The organism is Streptomyces sp. ADI95-16 (genome assembly GCF_003721495.1).
Taxonomy (GTDB): domain Bacteria; phylum Actinomycetota; class Actinomycetes; order Streptomycetales; family Streptomycetaceae; genus Streptomyces; species Streptomyces goshikiensis.
On record NZ_CP033581.1, the window covers coordinates 2,674,173 to 2,688,884 of the forward strand.

Annotated in this window: 14 protein-coding genes; 4 read left to right on the plus strand and 10 right to left on the minus strand. The window is 68.9% G+C overall.

The window, feature by feature from the left end:
* Positions 1–78: 78 nt before the first annotated feature.
* From EES41_RS11650 to EES41_RS11665, 4 genes are all read right to left on the minus strand, one after another.
* Positions 79–1,707 carry a cytochrome bc complex cytochrome b subunit gene (locus tag EES41_RS11650; RefSeq protein WP_123077835.1) on the minus strand — a complete coding sequence of 543 codons (1,629 nt, stop codon included), beginning with the start codon at positions 1,705–1,707 and terminating at the stop codon, positions 79–81.
* Positions 1,704–2,762, minus strand: a complete 1,059-nt coding sequence (locus EES41_RS11655) for a ubiquinol-cytochrome c reductase iron-sulfur subunit (RefSeq protein ID WP_008738820.1) — start codon at positions 2,760–2,762, stop codon at positions 1,704–1,706. The genes EES41_RS11650 and EES41_RS11655 overlap by 4 nt, the downstream gene beginning before the upstream one ends.
* Entirely contained in the window at positions 2,759–3,568 is an 810-nt protein-coding gene (locus tag EES41_RS11660; protein ID WP_073780929.1) for a c-type cytochrome, read from the minus strand. Before EES41_RS11660 ends, EES41_RS11655 begins: the two co-directional genes overlap by 4 nt.
* Positions 3,569–3,644: 76 nt before the next feature.
* Positions 3,645–4,265 carry a heme-copper oxidase subunit III gene (locus tag EES41_RS11665; RefSeq protein WP_008738823.1) on the minus strand — a complete coding sequence of 207 codons (621 nt, stop codon included), beginning with the start codon at positions 4,263–4,265 and terminating at the stop codon, positions 3,645–3,647.
* 187 nt (positions 4,266–4,452) lie between these two features.
* Here EES41_RS11665 and EES41_RS11670 point away from each other — a divergent pair, with 187 nt between their 5' ends.
* Positions 4,453–4,857 (plus strand): hypothetical protein, encoded by a 405-nt coding sequence (locus EES41_RS11670; protein ID WP_123077837.1) that lies wholly within the window; start codon positions 4,453–4,455, stop codon positions 4,855–4,857.
* 133 nt (positions 4,858–4,990) lie between these two features.
* On the opposite strand, the gene EES41_RS11675 is transcribed toward EES41_RS11670, so the two are convergent.
* The 4 genes from EES41_RS11675 to coxB all read right to left on the minus strand — a co-directional run bounded on the left by EES41_RS11675 (position 4,991) and on the right by coxB (position 9,451).
* Complete coding sequence (locus EES41_RS11675; protein ID WP_123077839.1) at positions 4,991–6,238, minus strand: Ig-like domain-containing protein; 1,248 nt, start codon at positions 6,236–6,238, stop codon at positions 4,991–4,993.
* Between the two features lie 116 nt (positions 6,239–6,354).
* The gene (locus tag EES41_RS11680) at positions 6,355–6,753 is read right to left on the minus strand and encodes a cytochrome c oxidase subunit 4 (protein WP_008738838.1); all 399 of its coding nucleotides are present in this window, start codon (positions 6,751–6,753) and stop codon (positions 6,355–6,357) included.
* On the minus strand, positions 6,750–8,480 hold the full coding sequence (gene ctaD / locus EES41_RS11685) for a cytochrome c oxidase subunit I (RefSeq protein ID WP_123077841.1): 1,731 nt from the start codon (positions 8,478–8,480) through the stop codon (positions 6,750–6,752). Before ctaD ends, EES41_RS11680 begins: the two co-directional genes overlap by 4 nt.
* Positions 8,477–9,451, minus strand: coding sequence for a cytochrome c oxidase subunit II (gene coxB / locus EES41_RS11690; protein WP_008738840.1), 975 nt, complete (start codon positions 9,449–9,451; stop codon positions 8,477–8,479). The genes ctaD and coxB overlap by 4 nt, the downstream gene beginning before the upstream one ends.
* Before the next feature lie 283 nt (positions 9,452–9,734).
* Between coxB and EES41_RS11695 the strand changes: the two genes are divergently transcribed.
* Positions 9,735–11,117, plus strand: coding sequence for a cysteine desulfurase/sulfurtransferase TusA family protein (locus EES41_RS11695; RefSeq protein ID WP_123077843.1), 1,383 nt, complete (start codon positions 9,735–9,737; stop codon positions 11,115–11,117).
* 68 nt (positions 11,118–11,185) lie between these two features.
* Here the strand turns inward: EES41_RS11695 and EES41_RS11700 are convergent, their stop codons facing one another.
* The gene (locus EES41_RS11700) at positions 11,186–12,160 is read right to left on the minus strand and encodes a carbohydrate kinase family protein (protein WP_123077845.1); all 975 of its coding nucleotides are present in this window, start codon (positions 12,158–12,160) and stop codon (positions 11,186–11,188) included.
* A gap of 132 nt (positions 12,161–12,292) precedes the next feature.
* On the opposite strand from EES41_RS11700, the gene EES41_RS11705 reads away from it, so the two are divergent.
* Together EES41_RS11705 and EES41_RS11710 are read left to right on the plus strand one after the other, a co-directional pair.
* Entirely contained in the window at positions 12,293–12,511 is a 219-nt protein-coding gene (locus EES41_RS11705) for a hypothetical protein (protein ID WP_123077847.1), read from the plus strand.
* 90 nt (positions 12,512–12,601) lie between these two features.
* Complete coding sequence (locus EES41_RS11710) at positions 12,602–14,041, plus strand: hypothetical protein (protein ID WP_123077849.1); 1,440 nt, start codon at positions 12,602–12,604, stop codon at positions 14,039–14,041.
* A 74-nt stretch (positions 14,042–14,115) separates the two neighbouring features.
* Here EES41_RS11710 and erpA read toward each other — a convergent pair whose 3' ends face one another.
* Entirely contained in the window at positions 14,116–14,472 is a 357-nt protein-coding gene (gene erpA, locus EES41_RS11715) for an iron-sulfur cluster insertion protein ErpA (protein WP_008738845.1), read from the minus strand.
* Positions 14,473–14,712: the final 240 nt, after the last annotated feature.

Consider the following 14,712-nt stretch of genomic DNA (forward strand, 5'->3'; position numbering starts at 1 on the left):
CCGGACACTGGACGGGGCTCTCGCCGTGGCGACACCAGGACCGACCGGAATCAGTCCCTCATGCGATGGTGCGGGGGATCAGTGGTGGCCGTGGCCGCTCTGGATCTCCTTGTACTCCTCGACCGTGGCCTTCGGGATGAAGTTGTCTTCCCCGTAGTAGCCCTTGCTGAGCTTGGCGCGCAGCTTCTCGGTCAGCTTCACCTTGCGCTCGACACCGTTCTCGTCGACCGTCGGGCCGATCTCGACCGGCGCGTACTGCTCGTGCGCGGTGAGGGAGTGCAGCTTGCCCTGCGACAGCGGCTCGTGGATCTCGACGAACTCACCGTGCGGCAGGCGCTTGATGATGCCGGTCTCGCGACCGTGCAGCACCTTGTCCCGGTCCCGGCGCTGGAGGCCGAGGCAGATCCGCTTGGTGATGACGAAGGCGACGACCGGACCGACGAAGAACGCGATGCGGGCGAACCAGGTGATCGCGTTGATCGACAGGTGGAAGTACTGCGCGAACATGTCGTTTCCACCGGCGATCAGCAGGATGACGTACCACGTCAGCCATGCCACACCGAAGCCCGTACGGGTCGGGACGTTGCGCGGGCGGTCCAGGATGTGGTGCTCGCGCTTGTCCCCGGTGACCCAGGACTCGATGAACGGGTACACCGCGATCGCGGCCAGGATCAGCGGGAAGATCACCAGCGGGACGAACACGCCCAGGACGAGCGTGTGGCCCCAGAGGTTGATCTCCCAGCCGGGCATGGCACGGATGAGGCCCTCGGAGAAGCCCATGTACCAGTCGGGCTGCGCACCGGTGGACACGTGGTCCGGACGGTACGGGCCCAGCGCCCAGATCGGGTTGATCGAGGCGATCGCCGCGACGGCCGCGATGACACCGAAGACCAGGAAGAAGAAGCCTCCGGCCTTGGCCATGTAGACCGGCAGCAGCGGCATGCCGACGACGTTGTTGTTCGTCTTGCCGGGACCCGCGAACTGGGTGTGCTTGTGGTAGAAGACCAGGATCAGGTGGGCCACCAGCAGGCCCATCATGATGCCGGGCAGCAGCAGGATGTGGATCGAGTAGAACCGCGCGACGAAGTCGCCGCCGGGGAACTCTCCGCCGAAGAGGAAGAACGACAGGTACGTGCCGACGATCGGCACGGACAGGATCGCGCCCTCCATGAAGCGGACACCGGTGCCCGAGAGCAGGTCGTCCGGCAGCGAGTAACCGGTGAAACCGGTGAACATGCCGAGGACCAGCAGCAGGAAGCCGAAGACCCAGTTGACCTCACGCGGCTTGCGGAACGCGCCGGTGAAGAACACGCGCATCATGTGCACGAGCATGGCCGCGACGAAGATCAGCGCGGCCCAGTGGTGGATCTGCCGGATGAGCAGACCGCCGCGGACGTCGAAGCTGATGTCCAGGGTCGAGGCGAAGGCCTCGGACATCGTGACGCCCTGCATCGGCACGTACGAGCCGTGGTACACGACCTCGTTCATGCTCGGGTGGAAGAACAGCGTCAGGTACACACCCGTGAGGATGATGATGATGAAGCTGTAGAGGCAGATCTCACCGAGCATGAAGGACCAGTGGTCCGGGAAGATCTTGCGCATGTTCGACTTCGCGAGCGAGTAGATGCCCAGGCGGCCGTCCGCCCAGTCAGCTACGCGTTCGCCGGCCGGCGCTTTGCGTGCCTTGGTGTCAGTGGCAGTGCTCATCCGCGCTCCCAGAATGCAGGACCGACGGGCTCTTCGAAGTCGCCGAGCGCCTCGAGGAAACCTTCGTCATTGACGCCGATCCGCAGCTGCGGAAGCGCGTGACCAGCCGGGCCGAAGATGACTCGGGCGCCGTCGGAGAGGTCGAAGGTGGACTGGTGGCACGGGCAGAGCACGTGGTGCGTCTGCTGCTCGTACAGGCTGATGGGGCAGCCGACGTGGGTGCAGATCTTGGAGTAGGCCACGATCCCGTCGTGGGACCACTCCAGCTCCTTCTTGTCCTTGATGTTCTCCGGCTGGATACGGACGATCATCAGGGCGGCCTTGGCGATCTGGACCTGGAAGTCGTGCTGGTCCTCCTCCAGGCCTTCCGGCATGGCGAAGGTCAGCGACCCGACCTGCACGTCCTCGGGACGCAGCGGCTCCATCGTGTTCTGGTTGATGAGCATCTTGCCCTTGGCCCAGACCGTCTTGCGGAGCTTGACCTCGGGCAGCGGGCCCAGGTCGCGCAGGATCACGACGGCGGAGAGCGGCAGCAGGGCCAGCGCGCCGAGCATCGTGTTGCGGATCAGCGGGCGACGGCCGATGCCGGACTCGTTCGCACCGTCGGCGAAGTCCTGGAGGACCTTCGCCTTGACCTCCGCGGGCGCCGCGATCGCGTGGCGCTCGTCGGCGACCTCCACGTCGGACATCAGGGTGCGGGCCCAGTGGACCGCGCCCGCGCCGATGCAGAAGAGGGCCGTGCCCAGGGTCATGCCCAGGGCGAAGTTGAGCGCGCTCACCTTCCCGATGGGGAAGATGAAAACGATCTTGTCGACCGGGAAGGTCACGTAGGAGGCGATGAAGCCGATCGTGGCGAGCATCGACAGGGTGAAAAGCATCGCCACGGTGCGCTCGGAGCGCTTCGCGGCCCGCTCGTCGATGTCCTGGATGCGCGGCTTGTGGACCGGCAGCCCCGGGTCGGCGAACGGGTCGTCCGCCACCGCGACACCGCCGTGGTGCGCGTCGCCCTGCTCGCTCGGCAGGTGCTTCTCTTCGGGAATGTCTTGGCTACTCATGACTTCTTGGCCTTAGCGGTGTGGGCCGCGACCCAGACGGCGACAGCGATCAGCGTACCCAGACCGAAGATCCAGCCGAACAGACCCTCGGAGACGGGGCCGAGGCCACCGAGCTTGAGGCCGCCGGGGCTGGTCGCCTTCTCGCCGTTGACGTTCTGGAGGTACGCGATGATGTCCTTCTTCTGCTTCTCCGGCATGGTGCTGTCCGGGAAGGAGGGCATGTTCTGCGGGCCGGTGAGCATGGCCTCGTAGATGTGCTTCGGCGAGACGTCCTCGAGGTTGGGGGCGTACTTGCCGTTCGTCAGCGCGCCGCCCTCGCCGGTGAAGTTGTGGCACTGCGCGCAGTTGTTGCGGAACAGCTCACCACCCTTGGCGATGTCGGCACCCGCCGGGTCGTACTGCTTCTCGGTCGGCGTGCTCGGGCCGGCGCCGAGGGAGGCGATGTACGCGGCCAGCTGGTCCGTCTCGGCCTGGGTGTAGATGACGGGCTTCTTCGGCACCTGGGCGCCGGGCTGCTGGGCGGGCATGCGGCCCGTGCTCACCTGGAAGTCGACCGCCGCAGCGCCGACGCCGACCAGGCTCGGGCCGTCAGAGGAACCCTGACCGCCGGTTCCGTGGCAGCTTGCGCAACCCACGGCGTAGAGCTTCTTGCCCTCCTCGATGGCGAGGGACTGGGCGGTTTCGTCGGCCTGCGCATTGCCCGCGGGCGCGAAGGCGGCGTACAGCCCCCCAGTGACCGCCAGCGCGAAGAGTAGAACGACGACCGCCGCCAGCGGATGGCGTCGTCGTGCGGAGAGCTTTTTCACGGATTACCCCGGTGTCAGGATCTTCTGCGTCGGTGTTTCTGGATGGAGTGCCGGGCCGGGCCCGGTGACGTATTCGCTACTTGATCAGGTAGATCGTGGCGAAGAGGCCGATCCAGACGACATCGACGAAGTGCCAGTAGTAGGACACGACGATGGCCGACGTGGCCTGTTCGTGGGTGAACCTCTTGGCCGCGTACGTCCGGCCGAGGACCAGCAGGAAGGCGATGAGACCGCCCGTCACGTGCAGCCCGTGGAACCCGGTGGTCAGGTAGAACACAGAGCCGTACGGACCGGACGAGAGGCTCATGCCCTCGTGCTTGACCAGCTCGGTGTACTCGAACACCTGGCCGCCAATGAAGATCGCACCCATGACGAACGTGATGATGAACCACGTCCGGAGCTTCTTCACGTCACCGCGCTCGGCGGCGAAAACGCCGAGCTGGCAGGTGAGCGAGGAGAGCACCAGGATCGTTGTGTTCGTCGCCGAGAAGGGCAGATTCAAGGCCGAAGCCTGTTCTGTCCAGTACTCGGCACCCGTCACGGATCGCAGGGTGAAGTACATCGCGAAGAGGGCCGCGAAGAACATCAGCTCGGAACTCAACCAGATGATGGTTCCGACGCTGACGAGGTTCGGCCGGTTGACCGTCGGGTGCGCGTGCCCGGTATCTACTGTCGTTGCTGTCGCCACGACCGACATTATGTCGGTCGCTTATCCCGCCCTCACCCCGGGGGGTGCCGTTCGGAGTGTCCAGGGCGTGTGCAAGGCCCGAACGGCCCATCAGATCGTCGGTCGCGAGGCTGTCCGAAGCGATGTTGACACCGGGTCGGACGGAGTAGCATCCCGCGCAACATCAACGTGATTCACGTGACACGTGGAGGACGAAATGCGGGCGACTGCGCGGGTTCTGGTCTACAGCGACGACGCGGGTACCCGGGAGCAGGTGCGGCTGGCGACCGGGCGCAGGCCGGCGGCGGACCTGCCGCCGGTGGAGTTCGTGGAGTGCGCGACGCTTCCGGCGGTCCTGAGCGAACTGGACGCGGGCGGTGTCGACGTCTGCGTGTTGGACGGCGAGGCGGCCCCGGCCGGGGGCATGGGCGTGTGCCGTCAGATCAAGGACGAGATCTTCCGCTGCCCGCCGGTGCTGCTGCTGATGGGGCGCCCGCAGGACGCCTGGCTGGCCACCTGGAGCCGTGCGGACGCCGCGGTGACCCTTCCGGTGGACCCGGTGGACTTCGCGCGGGCCCTGGCGGGGCTGCTGCGGGCGCGGCTGTCCTCGTCCGCCGCCTGAGGCGGACGGCCGGGGACGGCGCGGTGCACGGGGCCCGTGAGGCCGTGGGGCGCCCGTGCACCGGTGTCCGCCGCGCCCGCCCCGGGGCCCCCGGGGCGGCCCCGCGGCCGTCCTGGGGGCCCTGGGGCGGGGCTCAGACCTGCGGGCGCAGGCGCGCCTGGTCCGTCGGGGTGCGGCCTTCCTCGGTGCCCTTGAGGAGCACGCTGCCCTCGCGCCAGTCCTTCCAGTCGAGGTTCCAGTCCCCGTAGCCGTTGCCGAAGTTGTCCATGTCGTCGCCGATGCTGTTGATCACCTTGACGATGTCGCCCTCGGTGATGTTCTCGTAGAACCAGGCGGCGTTGCCGGTGCTCATGCCGGTGCAGCCGTGGCTGACGTTCTCGTAGCCCTGGGAGCCGACGGACCACGGCGCGGCGTGCACGTATTCACCGCTCCATGTCACCCGTGTGGCGTAGTACACCGGCAGGTTGTAGTACTCGCTGCCCCCGATGCCGACGGTGTCGCCGCGCATCTGGACGAAGTACTGCTTGCCGAGCACCACCTTGATGCCGTTGCGGGTGGAGAAGCCGGGCTTTCCGGTGGTCACCGGAATGGTGTTGATCACTTCTCCGTTGCGCTTGAACTCCAGGTAGTGCGAGGAGGCGTCCGTGGTGACCTCGACGCGGTCGCCGATCTCCAGCGTCAGCGGCTTGGACGCGACGCCGTAGAGCTCGTCGGTGACCTTGATGCCCTCCAGATTGCTCCGTACGGAGACGGTGCTGTGGGCGGGCCAGTAATCCTTCGGGCGGAAGTGCAGCGTCTTGTCGTCCACCCAGTACCAGTTGCCGACGACGCCGGACGGCATGTCGACGACCAGGCCCCGTTCGACGATGGCGCGGGCGGCCTTGTCCTTGACGGGTTCGCTGAGCTCGGCGGTGAGGGGCTGTCCGACGCCGTATTTGCCCTCCTCCGGGCCGAATTCGACCTTGAGGACCCCCTTGGCCGGGGTGGTGTCGAACGTCATCGTGCGCTGCCCCGGGGCCCCGCGTTCGTCCTCCGTGCCCACGATGACGTTGTAGCGGACGCCCGCGGCCATCGGGACGGTGCTGTGCCAGCGGTCCCCGGTGGCGGACAGTTCGCCCGCGAGGCGCCGGCCGTGGGTGTCCACGGCGGTGACGTCGGTGATCCGGCCGCCACCGCTCTTGGCGGTGATCTCCAGGGGCCGGGTGTGGTCCACGGGGCGGCTGCCGGCCACCTGATTGAAAGCGACGTGATCGCCCGCGTCGTACGGGCGGGCGGACAGCGGGTTGTCGGCGGACGACCCGCATGCGGTGGCGCCGGCCCCGAGGGACGCGACCAGCAGGGAGCAGCTGAGTACCGTCCAAAGACGCGGTGAGTGCTTCATGGAGCCAACGCTATGAAGGTATGAGAAATCCGGCGCGCGGGATGACTGCAAACGAGGGGCCCGGGTACCTCTGTTCGAGGTACCCGGGCCCACGTGGCGGCTGTGCGCTGCCGGTGCTACTGGTTCTGGTTCTCACCGCGGTAGTACTCGTACACCCAGCCCCACAGACCGACCAGGATGACCGGGGCCGAGAAGTACATGAGCCACCATCCGAAGATGACGCCGCTGAACGCGAGCGCGCCGCCGATGGCCAGCGAGAGCGGCTGCCAGCTGTGCGGGGAGAAGAACCCCAGCTCGCCCGCCTCGTCGGCGACCTCGGCCTCCAGGTTGTCCTGGGCCATCTCGTCCACGCGCTTGGCCGTGAAGGCCAGGTAGTAGCCGATCATGACGCTCAGGCCGAAGGCCAGGAAGAGCGCGGTGGTGCCTACGGGCTCCTTCGACCACACGCCGTACACGACGGCCATGATCAGGATGAAGAAGGAGAGCCAGAGGAACATCTTGCCCTGGATCTTCACTTGCCGGCCTCCTTGCCACCGGTGACTGCCGTGGTGGCCACGCTGTGGTCCTCAAGGTGGTCGAGGGCCGCGATCTCCGGGTGGTGCAGGTCGAACGCCGGGGATTCGGAGCGGATCCGCGGCAGGGTGAGGAAGTTGTGCCGCGGCGGCGGGCAGGACGTCGCCCACTCCAGCGAGCGGCCGTAGCCCCACGGGTCGTCGACCTCGATCTTCTTGCCGTACTTGGCCGTCTTCCAGACGTTGTACATGAACGGCAGCATCGACAGGCCCAGCAGGAACGAGCTGATCGTCGAGATCGTGTTCAGCGTGGTGAAGCCGTCGGCCGCGAGGTAGTCCGCGTAACGACGCGGCATGCCCTCGGCGCCCAGCCAGTGCTGCACCAGGAACGTGCCGTGGAAGCCGACGAACAGCGTCCAGAAGGTGATCTTGCCGAGGCGCTCGTCCAGCATCTTGCCCGTGAACTTCGGCCACCAGAAGTGGAAGCCGGCGAACATCGCGAAGACCACGGTGCCGAAGACGACGTAGTGGAAGTGCGCGACGACGAAGTACGAGTCGGAGACGTGGAAGTCCATCGGGGGCGAGGCCAGGATGACGCCGGTCAGACCACCGAAGGTGAAGGTGACCAGGAAGCCGATCGTCCAGAGCATCGGGGTCTCGAAGGACAGCGAGCCCTTCCACATGGTGCCGATCCAGTTGAAGAACTTCACACCGGTCGGTACCGCGATCAGGAAGGTCATGAAGGAGAAGAACGGCAGCAGCACACCGCCGGTGACGTACATGTGGTGGGCCCACACGGTCACGGACAGGCCGGCGATCGCGATCGTCGCACCGATCAGACCGATGTAACCGAACATCGGCTTGCGGGAGAAGACCGGGATGATCTCCGAGACGATTCCGAAGAACGGCAGCGCGATGATGTACACCTCTGGATGCCCGAAGAACCAGAAGAGGTGTTGCCAGAGCAACGCACCGCCGTTTGAGGCGTCGAATACGTGCGCCCCGAACTTGCGGTCGGCCTCCAGCGCGAAGAGCGCGGCGGCGAGCACCGGGAAGGCGAGCAGGACCAGGACACCGGTCAGCAGCACGTTCCAGGTGAAGATCGGCATGCGGAACATCGTCATGCCGGGCGCGCGCATGCAGATGATCGTGGTGATGAAGTTGACCGAGCCGAGGATCGTGCCGAAGCCGGAGAAGGCCAGACCCATGATCCACATGTCGGCGCCGATGCCCGGCGAGCGGACGGCGTCCGACAGCGGGGAGTAGGCGAACCAGCCGAAGTCGGCGGCGCCGTTCGGCGTCACGAAGCCGGCCACCGCGATGGACGAGCCGAAGAGGTACAGCCAGTACGCGAACATGTTCAGCCGCGGGAACGCCACGTCGGGCGCGCCGATCTGCAGCGGCATGATCCAGTTCGCGAAGCCGGCGAACAGCGGGGTGGCGAACATCAGCAGCATGATCGTGCCATGCATGGTGAAGGCCTGGTTGAACTGTTCGTTCGACATGATCTGCGTGCCCGGACGGGCCAGCTCGGCGCGCATGAAGAGCGCGAGGAGACCGCCGATGAGGAAGAACACGAACGACGTGACCAGGTACATCGTGCCGATGGTCTTGTGGTCGGTCGTGGTCATCCACTTCACGACCACATTGCCCGGCTGCTTGCGCCGCACCGGCAGCTCGTTCTCATACGAGTCGGCGGCGGCACCCTGGGATTCGTTGAGGATGCTCACAGTTTGTTCACTTCCGCATTCCGGGCCGGGTCGGTCTGCTTGATGCCGGCGGGGAGGAAGCCGGTCTGGCCCTTCTCCGCCAGTTCCTTCAGGTGCGCCCGGTACTCCTCCGGCGAGACGACCTTCACGTTGAAGAGCATCCGGGAGTGGTCGACACCGCAGAGTTCGGCGCACTTGCCGACGAAGGTGCCTTCCTGGCTGGGCGTGACCTCGAAGACGTTGGTGTGGCCCGGGATGACGTCCTGCTTGAACAGGAAGGGGACCACCCAGAAGGAGTGGATGACGTCGTTCGACGACAGGATGAAGCGGACCTTCTCACCCTTGGGCAGGTAGAGGGTCGGACCCGGGTTGTTCGTGTCCGGGTTGCGCTCACCGGGGACACCCTTGGTGTAGACGCCCTCGGCGCCCGCCGGGAAGTCCTTGGTGAAGCGGTCCGGGATGGAGGCGAGCTCCTTGGGGACCTCGCCCGCCTTCGGGGTCACGGCGTCACCGTCGACGTTCTCGATGTAGTTGAAGCCCCAGCTCCACTGGTAGCCGACCACGTTGATCGTGTGGGCCGGCTTCGGGGTGAGCGCGAGCAGCTTCGACTCGTCACGAGCGGTGAAGTAGAAGAGCACCGAGACGATGATGAGCGGGACCACGGTGTACAGCGCCTCGATCGGCATGTTGTACCGGGTCTGCGGGGGGACCTCCACCTTCGTCCGGCTGCGCCGGTGGAAGATGACGCTCCAGATGATCAGGCCCCAGACCAGGATGCCCGTGATGAGAGCAGCTGCCCACGACCCCTGCCACAGGGACAGGATGCGAGGCGCCTCCTCCGTGACCGGATAGGGCATTCCGAGGCGGGGGAAGTCTTGCCAGTTGTACGAGCAACCAGTGGCGGTCGCCAGGACCGCGCCCGCAGTCAGCGCCTGGAGCAGCTTCCGCCGCATCGGGCGCCGCGGCGAGCGGTCGGAGCCGTAGGGACTCACGTAGCGCCTTCCCGAGAGTCTCGGCCCGCGCGGCCGGGCGCGGCCGTATTCGGGTCGGTCGCCGGCCCTGACGCAGGCAGGGGTTTGGATGTTTATGCGGACCAAACCCTACTGGACGCTATTTGGGGTCGCGCGGGGAGGGTGCCCAACGCGCCGCTACTGCCCCCGAAGGGATGGATCCGCCGTGTGGGGGACGGTCCATCCAGCCCTGAATGGTGGGCTCCGGTGGCCTTCTGACGGCCCCTGACCTCGAAGGTCACCCGTCGGCGGCTAGCGTGGCAGGATGCCGTACTTCGACACCGCGTCCGCCGCCCCGCTACACCCCGTGGCCCGTCAGGCGCTGCAGGCCGCCCTGGACGAGGGGTGGGCCGATCCGGCCCGGCTCTACCGGGAGGGACGGCGCGCCAGGCTGCTGCTGGACGCCGCGCGGGAGGCGGCCGCCGATGCGGTGGGCGCTCGCCCCGACGAGCTCGTGTTCACTCCTTCGGGGACGCACGCGGTTCACTCGGGCGTCGCGGGGGCGCTCGCCGGGCGCCGGCGGGTCGGCGGGCATCTGATCGTATCGGCGGTCGAACACAGTTCCGTACTGCACGCGGCGGAGCTCCACGCGGCGGCCGGCGGCTCGGTGACGGAGGTCCCGGTCGGCCGTACGGGGGCGGTCTCGCCGGACGGGTACGCGGCGGCGCTGGCCTCCGGGACGGCGCTGGCCTGCCTCCAGTCCGCCAACCACGAGGTGGGCACGGTCCAGCCGGTGGCGGAGGTGGCGGAGGTCTGCCGGGCGGCCGGGGTGCCGTTGCTCGTCGACGCGGCGCAGTCGCTGGGCTGGGGGCCGGTGGAGGGGGCCTGGTCGATCCTGACGGCCAGTGCGCACAAGTGGGGCGGCCCGCCCGGGGTCGGTCTGCTGGCGGTGCGCAAGGGGGTCCGCTTCTCGCCCCAAGGCCCGGCGGACGAGCGGGAGTCGGGGCGCTCCCCCGGCTTCGGGAACCTCCCGGCGATCGTCGCTGCGGCGGCGTCGCTGCGGGCCGTACGGGCCGAGGCGGAGGCGGAGGCGGCCCGGCTGCGGGTGCTGGTGGACCGGATCCGGCGGCGGGTGGCGCGGCTGGTGCCGGACGTGGAGGTGGTGGGCGACGCGGAGCGGCGGCTGCCGCACCTGGTCACCTTCTCCTGCCTGTACGTGGACGGGGAGACCCTGTTGCACGAGCTGGACCGCGCGGGGTACTCGGTGTCCTCGGGGTCCTCCTGCACCAGCTCGACCCTGACCCCGAGTCATGTGCTGCGGGCGATGGGGGTCCTGTCGGAGGGCAACGTACGGGTCTCGCTGCCGTCCGGGACGACGGCGCAGGAGGTCAACGGCTTCCTGGAGCTGCTGCCGGGGGTGGTGGCGGGGGTCCGGGAGAAGCTGGGCGTGGCGGAGCCGGTGGCGGCGGCCGAGCCGGTGGCGGAGTCCCTGGAGGTCGACGCGCTGGGGCTGCGGTGCCCGCAGCCGGTGATCGAGCTGGCCCGGGTGATCACCTCGGTGCCGGTCGGCGGGACCGTGACCGTCCTTTCGGACGACGAGGTCGCGCGGCTGGACATCCCTGCGTGGTGCGCGCTGCGGGGCCACGCCTACCTGGGCGAGTCCCCCCGCGGGAAGGGCGTGGCGTACGCGGTGCGCCGGCTGCGCTGACGCCGGCTTCGGGGCGGGGTGGGGCCGGGGCGGGGTGCCGGCCGGCACCCCGCCCCGCCCCGAGGGGGCTACGCCAGGTGGGCGCGGACCTCGGTGGCCGCGCTCTCGCCGTAGGCCTTGGTGAAGCGCTCCATGAAGTGGGCGCGGGCCAGCGTGTACTCCTGGGTGCCCAGGGTCTCGATGACCAGCGTGGCGAGCATGCAGCCGACCTGCGCCGCCCGCTCCAGGCCGACGCCCCAGCCCAGGCCGGTGAGGAAACCGGCGCGGAAGGCGTCGCCGACGCCGGTGGGGTCGATCTTGGCGGTCTCCTCCGGGCAGCCGACCACGATCGGGTCGTGGCCGGCCCGCTCGATGCGGACGCCGTTGGAGCCCAGCGTCGTCACCCGGGTGCCGACCTTCGCGAGGATCTCGTCGTCCGTCCAGCCGGACTTCGACTCGATGAGCCCCTTCTCGTACTCGTTCGAGAAGAGGTACGTCGCGCCCTCCATGAGGGTGCGGATGTTCTCGCCGTCCATGCGGGCGATCTGCTGCGAGAAGTCGGCCGCGAAGGGGATCCCCCGGGTCCGGCACTCCTCCGTGTGGCGGAGCATCGCCTCGGGGTCGTCCGCGCCGATGAGGACGAGGTCGAGTCCGCCGACCCGGTCGGCGACCGACTTCAGCTCGATCAGCCGGGCCTCGCTCATCGCGCCCGTGTAGAAGGAGCCGATCTGGTTGTGGTCGGAGTCCGTGGTGCACACGAAGCGCGCGGTGTGCAGCACCTCGGAGATCCGCACTGACTCGGTGTCGACGCCGTGCCGGTCCAGCCAGGCGCGGTACTCGTCGAAGTCGGAGCCCGCCGCGCCGACCAGGACCGGGCGGGTGCCGAGCTGCCCCATGCCGAAGCAGATGTTGGGGCCCACACCGCCTCTGCGGACGTCGAGGTTGTCGACAAGGAAGGAGAGGGAGACCGTGTGCAGCTGGTCCGCGACCAGCTGGTCGGCGAAACGGCCGGGGAAGGTCATGAGGTGGTCGGTGGCGATGGAGCCGGTGACTGCGATACGCACGGCGTGGACGCTCCTGCGAAGGAAGGCAAGCTGACAGTCAAAACTACCCGGTACCAGCGTGGATACCGAACGTATGAAACTACCCCGTAGTAGCTCTTTCTTCGTCACCGGCGTGGTGCCTACGGTGCCTCCATGACCTACACGGATGAGTTCGGGTACACCGAGTACGCCTCCGAGGGGCGCCCCGGGTTCGCGCGGCTGCTGGGCGACTGCGCCCGGATGGTCCCGCACTGGGCGGTCCCGGCCGGGCCCCGGCCGGACCGGGTGGCGCCCTCGCAGATCCACGGGATCAGCGTGCCGCCCGCCTCGGCCCGCCTGATCGCCGCCACGGCCGCGTACGGCGACCAGTAGATCCGCGGCAGGGGAACCAGAAGCGCTCCGGTTCCGTCACACCCGCATCAAGCCCGAAGCGACCAGCGGGACAGGCGAAGGAGCGATGCGGTGACCAGCGAAGAACCCCAACCCGACACAACGCGCGGCGCACGACGGCGGCCGGCCTGGGCCATCGGCTCGATCGCGGCCGCCGTCCTGCTCGCGGGCGGCGGCACGGCGTACTGGGCGACCACGGCCCACGGCGACGGCGGGAGCGGCGGTCGTACGGGTGACAGCGCGGCCTCCGCGCCCCGTGTCGCGCCGAGCCCCTCGGGCCCGGGCATCGCCCCCGGCGAGCCGGACCCGAGCGGAGCCGGGGTGACGTACCGGGCGGAGGGCGAACTCCCCAAGGCCCCGGCGAGCGCGCCGGCCTACGCCTCCTCGGGCGAGACCGCCTCGGCGGAGGTGGCCCGGCTCGCGGCGGCCCTCGGCATCGAGGGCGCCCCGCGGCTGTCCGGCGAGATGTGGCAGGCCGGGGAGGGCGGCGACGGCTCCGGCCCCCGGCTGACGGTGAACCTCAAGGCCCCGGGCACCTGGAACTTCAGCCGCTACCAGCCGGGCAACGGCGCCGGGGACGACTGCGCGCGCGGCAAGGACACCTGCGGTCCGGGCACGCTCCCCCTGGAGGCGGGCCCCGGCAAGGCGGCGAAGGGCGGGCCGGTGACCGAGGAGGCCGCCAAGACCGCCGCGGGCCCGGTGCTCGCGGCCGCCGGCCAGGACGGTGCCGCGCTGGACGCCCGCGCCACCGAGGGCTCGGCCCGGGTCGTCACGGCGGACCCGGTGATCGGCGGGCTGCCCACGCGGGGCTGGTCCACGAAGATCACCGTCGGCCCCGGCTCCGAGGTGCTGGCGGCGTCCGGCGAGCTGAAGGCCCCGGTCCGCGCGGGCGAGCAGAAGCTGATCGGCGCGGCCGAGGCGCTGACCCGGCTGAACGCGAAGGGCAAGGGCCCGGACGACAGCGGCCCCGGCCCGAGCGGCTGCGCGACCTCGGTCCCGCTGGAGCCGGGCACCCCGGCCGGGTCCGGGCAGACCCCGCCGTGCAACCCGGAGCCCCGGCCGATGAAGCCGCCGCGGACCGAGACCGTACGGGGGGCCGTGCTCGGGCTGGCGCCCGGGACGGTGGACGGCGCGCGGGGTCTGGTGCCGGCCTGGCTGTTCGAGGTGGCCGGCAAGGACGGCGCCCCGGGCCACACGGTGGTCCAGCCGGCGGCGGCCGAGGACGACGCCCCGGCGCCCGGGAACGGACGGAGCGTGCCCGGATTCTCGTACGCGCAGGCCGACCGGAAGCTGACGGTGAACTTCTGGGGCAGCGTGTGCAGCACCTACTCCCTGGAGGCGCGGGAGGAGTCTGGTTCGGTCATGGTCAAGATCGTCGACACCCCGAACAAGCCGGGGCAGTCCTGCATCATGCTCGCGCAGGAGATGACCGTCACGGCCACGCTCCAGCAGCCGCTGGGCGACCGGAAGGTCCTCGACGCGACCTCGGGCAAGCCGCTCCCCCGCCAGTAGGCCGGCGGGAGACACGAACGCGGAAGGGCCCGGCCACCGTCTTGCGGTGGCCGGGCCCTTCCGTGTCTTCGGGCTTAGCTGAAGGAGTCGCCGCAGGCGCAGGAGCCCGTGGCGTTCGGGTTGTCGATCGTGAAGCCCTGCTTCTCGATGGTGTCGACGAAGTCGATCGAGGCACCGTGCAGGTACGGGGAGCTCATCCGGTCCGTGACGACCTTGACGCCGTCGAAGTCCTTCACGACGTCGCCGTCGAGGGAGCGCTCGTCGAAGAAGAGCTGGTACCGCAGGCCGGAGCAGCCGCCGGGCTGGACGGCGACGCGCAGCGCCAGGTCCTCACGGCCCTCCTGCTCCAGCAGGGTCCTGACCTTCTCGGCGGCGGCGTCGGACAGGAGGATGCCGTCGCTCACGGTGGTCTTGTCGTCCTGTACGGACATCTGCATTCACTCCCGAAGTGGGCGGCTCCCCGCCGGGAGCGGGGAAACGTCGGACTCTTGCCGTGGATGGCAACCAGCGGGGCCGGGGTTTCATTCCTGACCCGACGCTTGTTTCAGATATTCATGCTCGCACACCGGCGCGGAGGAGTGGACCCGCCGGACGAGCGGCCGGTTCCGGGTGCGAATTCGTCACATCGACACTATCGCCATCGTCAAAGTGACGTGAAGCGGTTATGATAG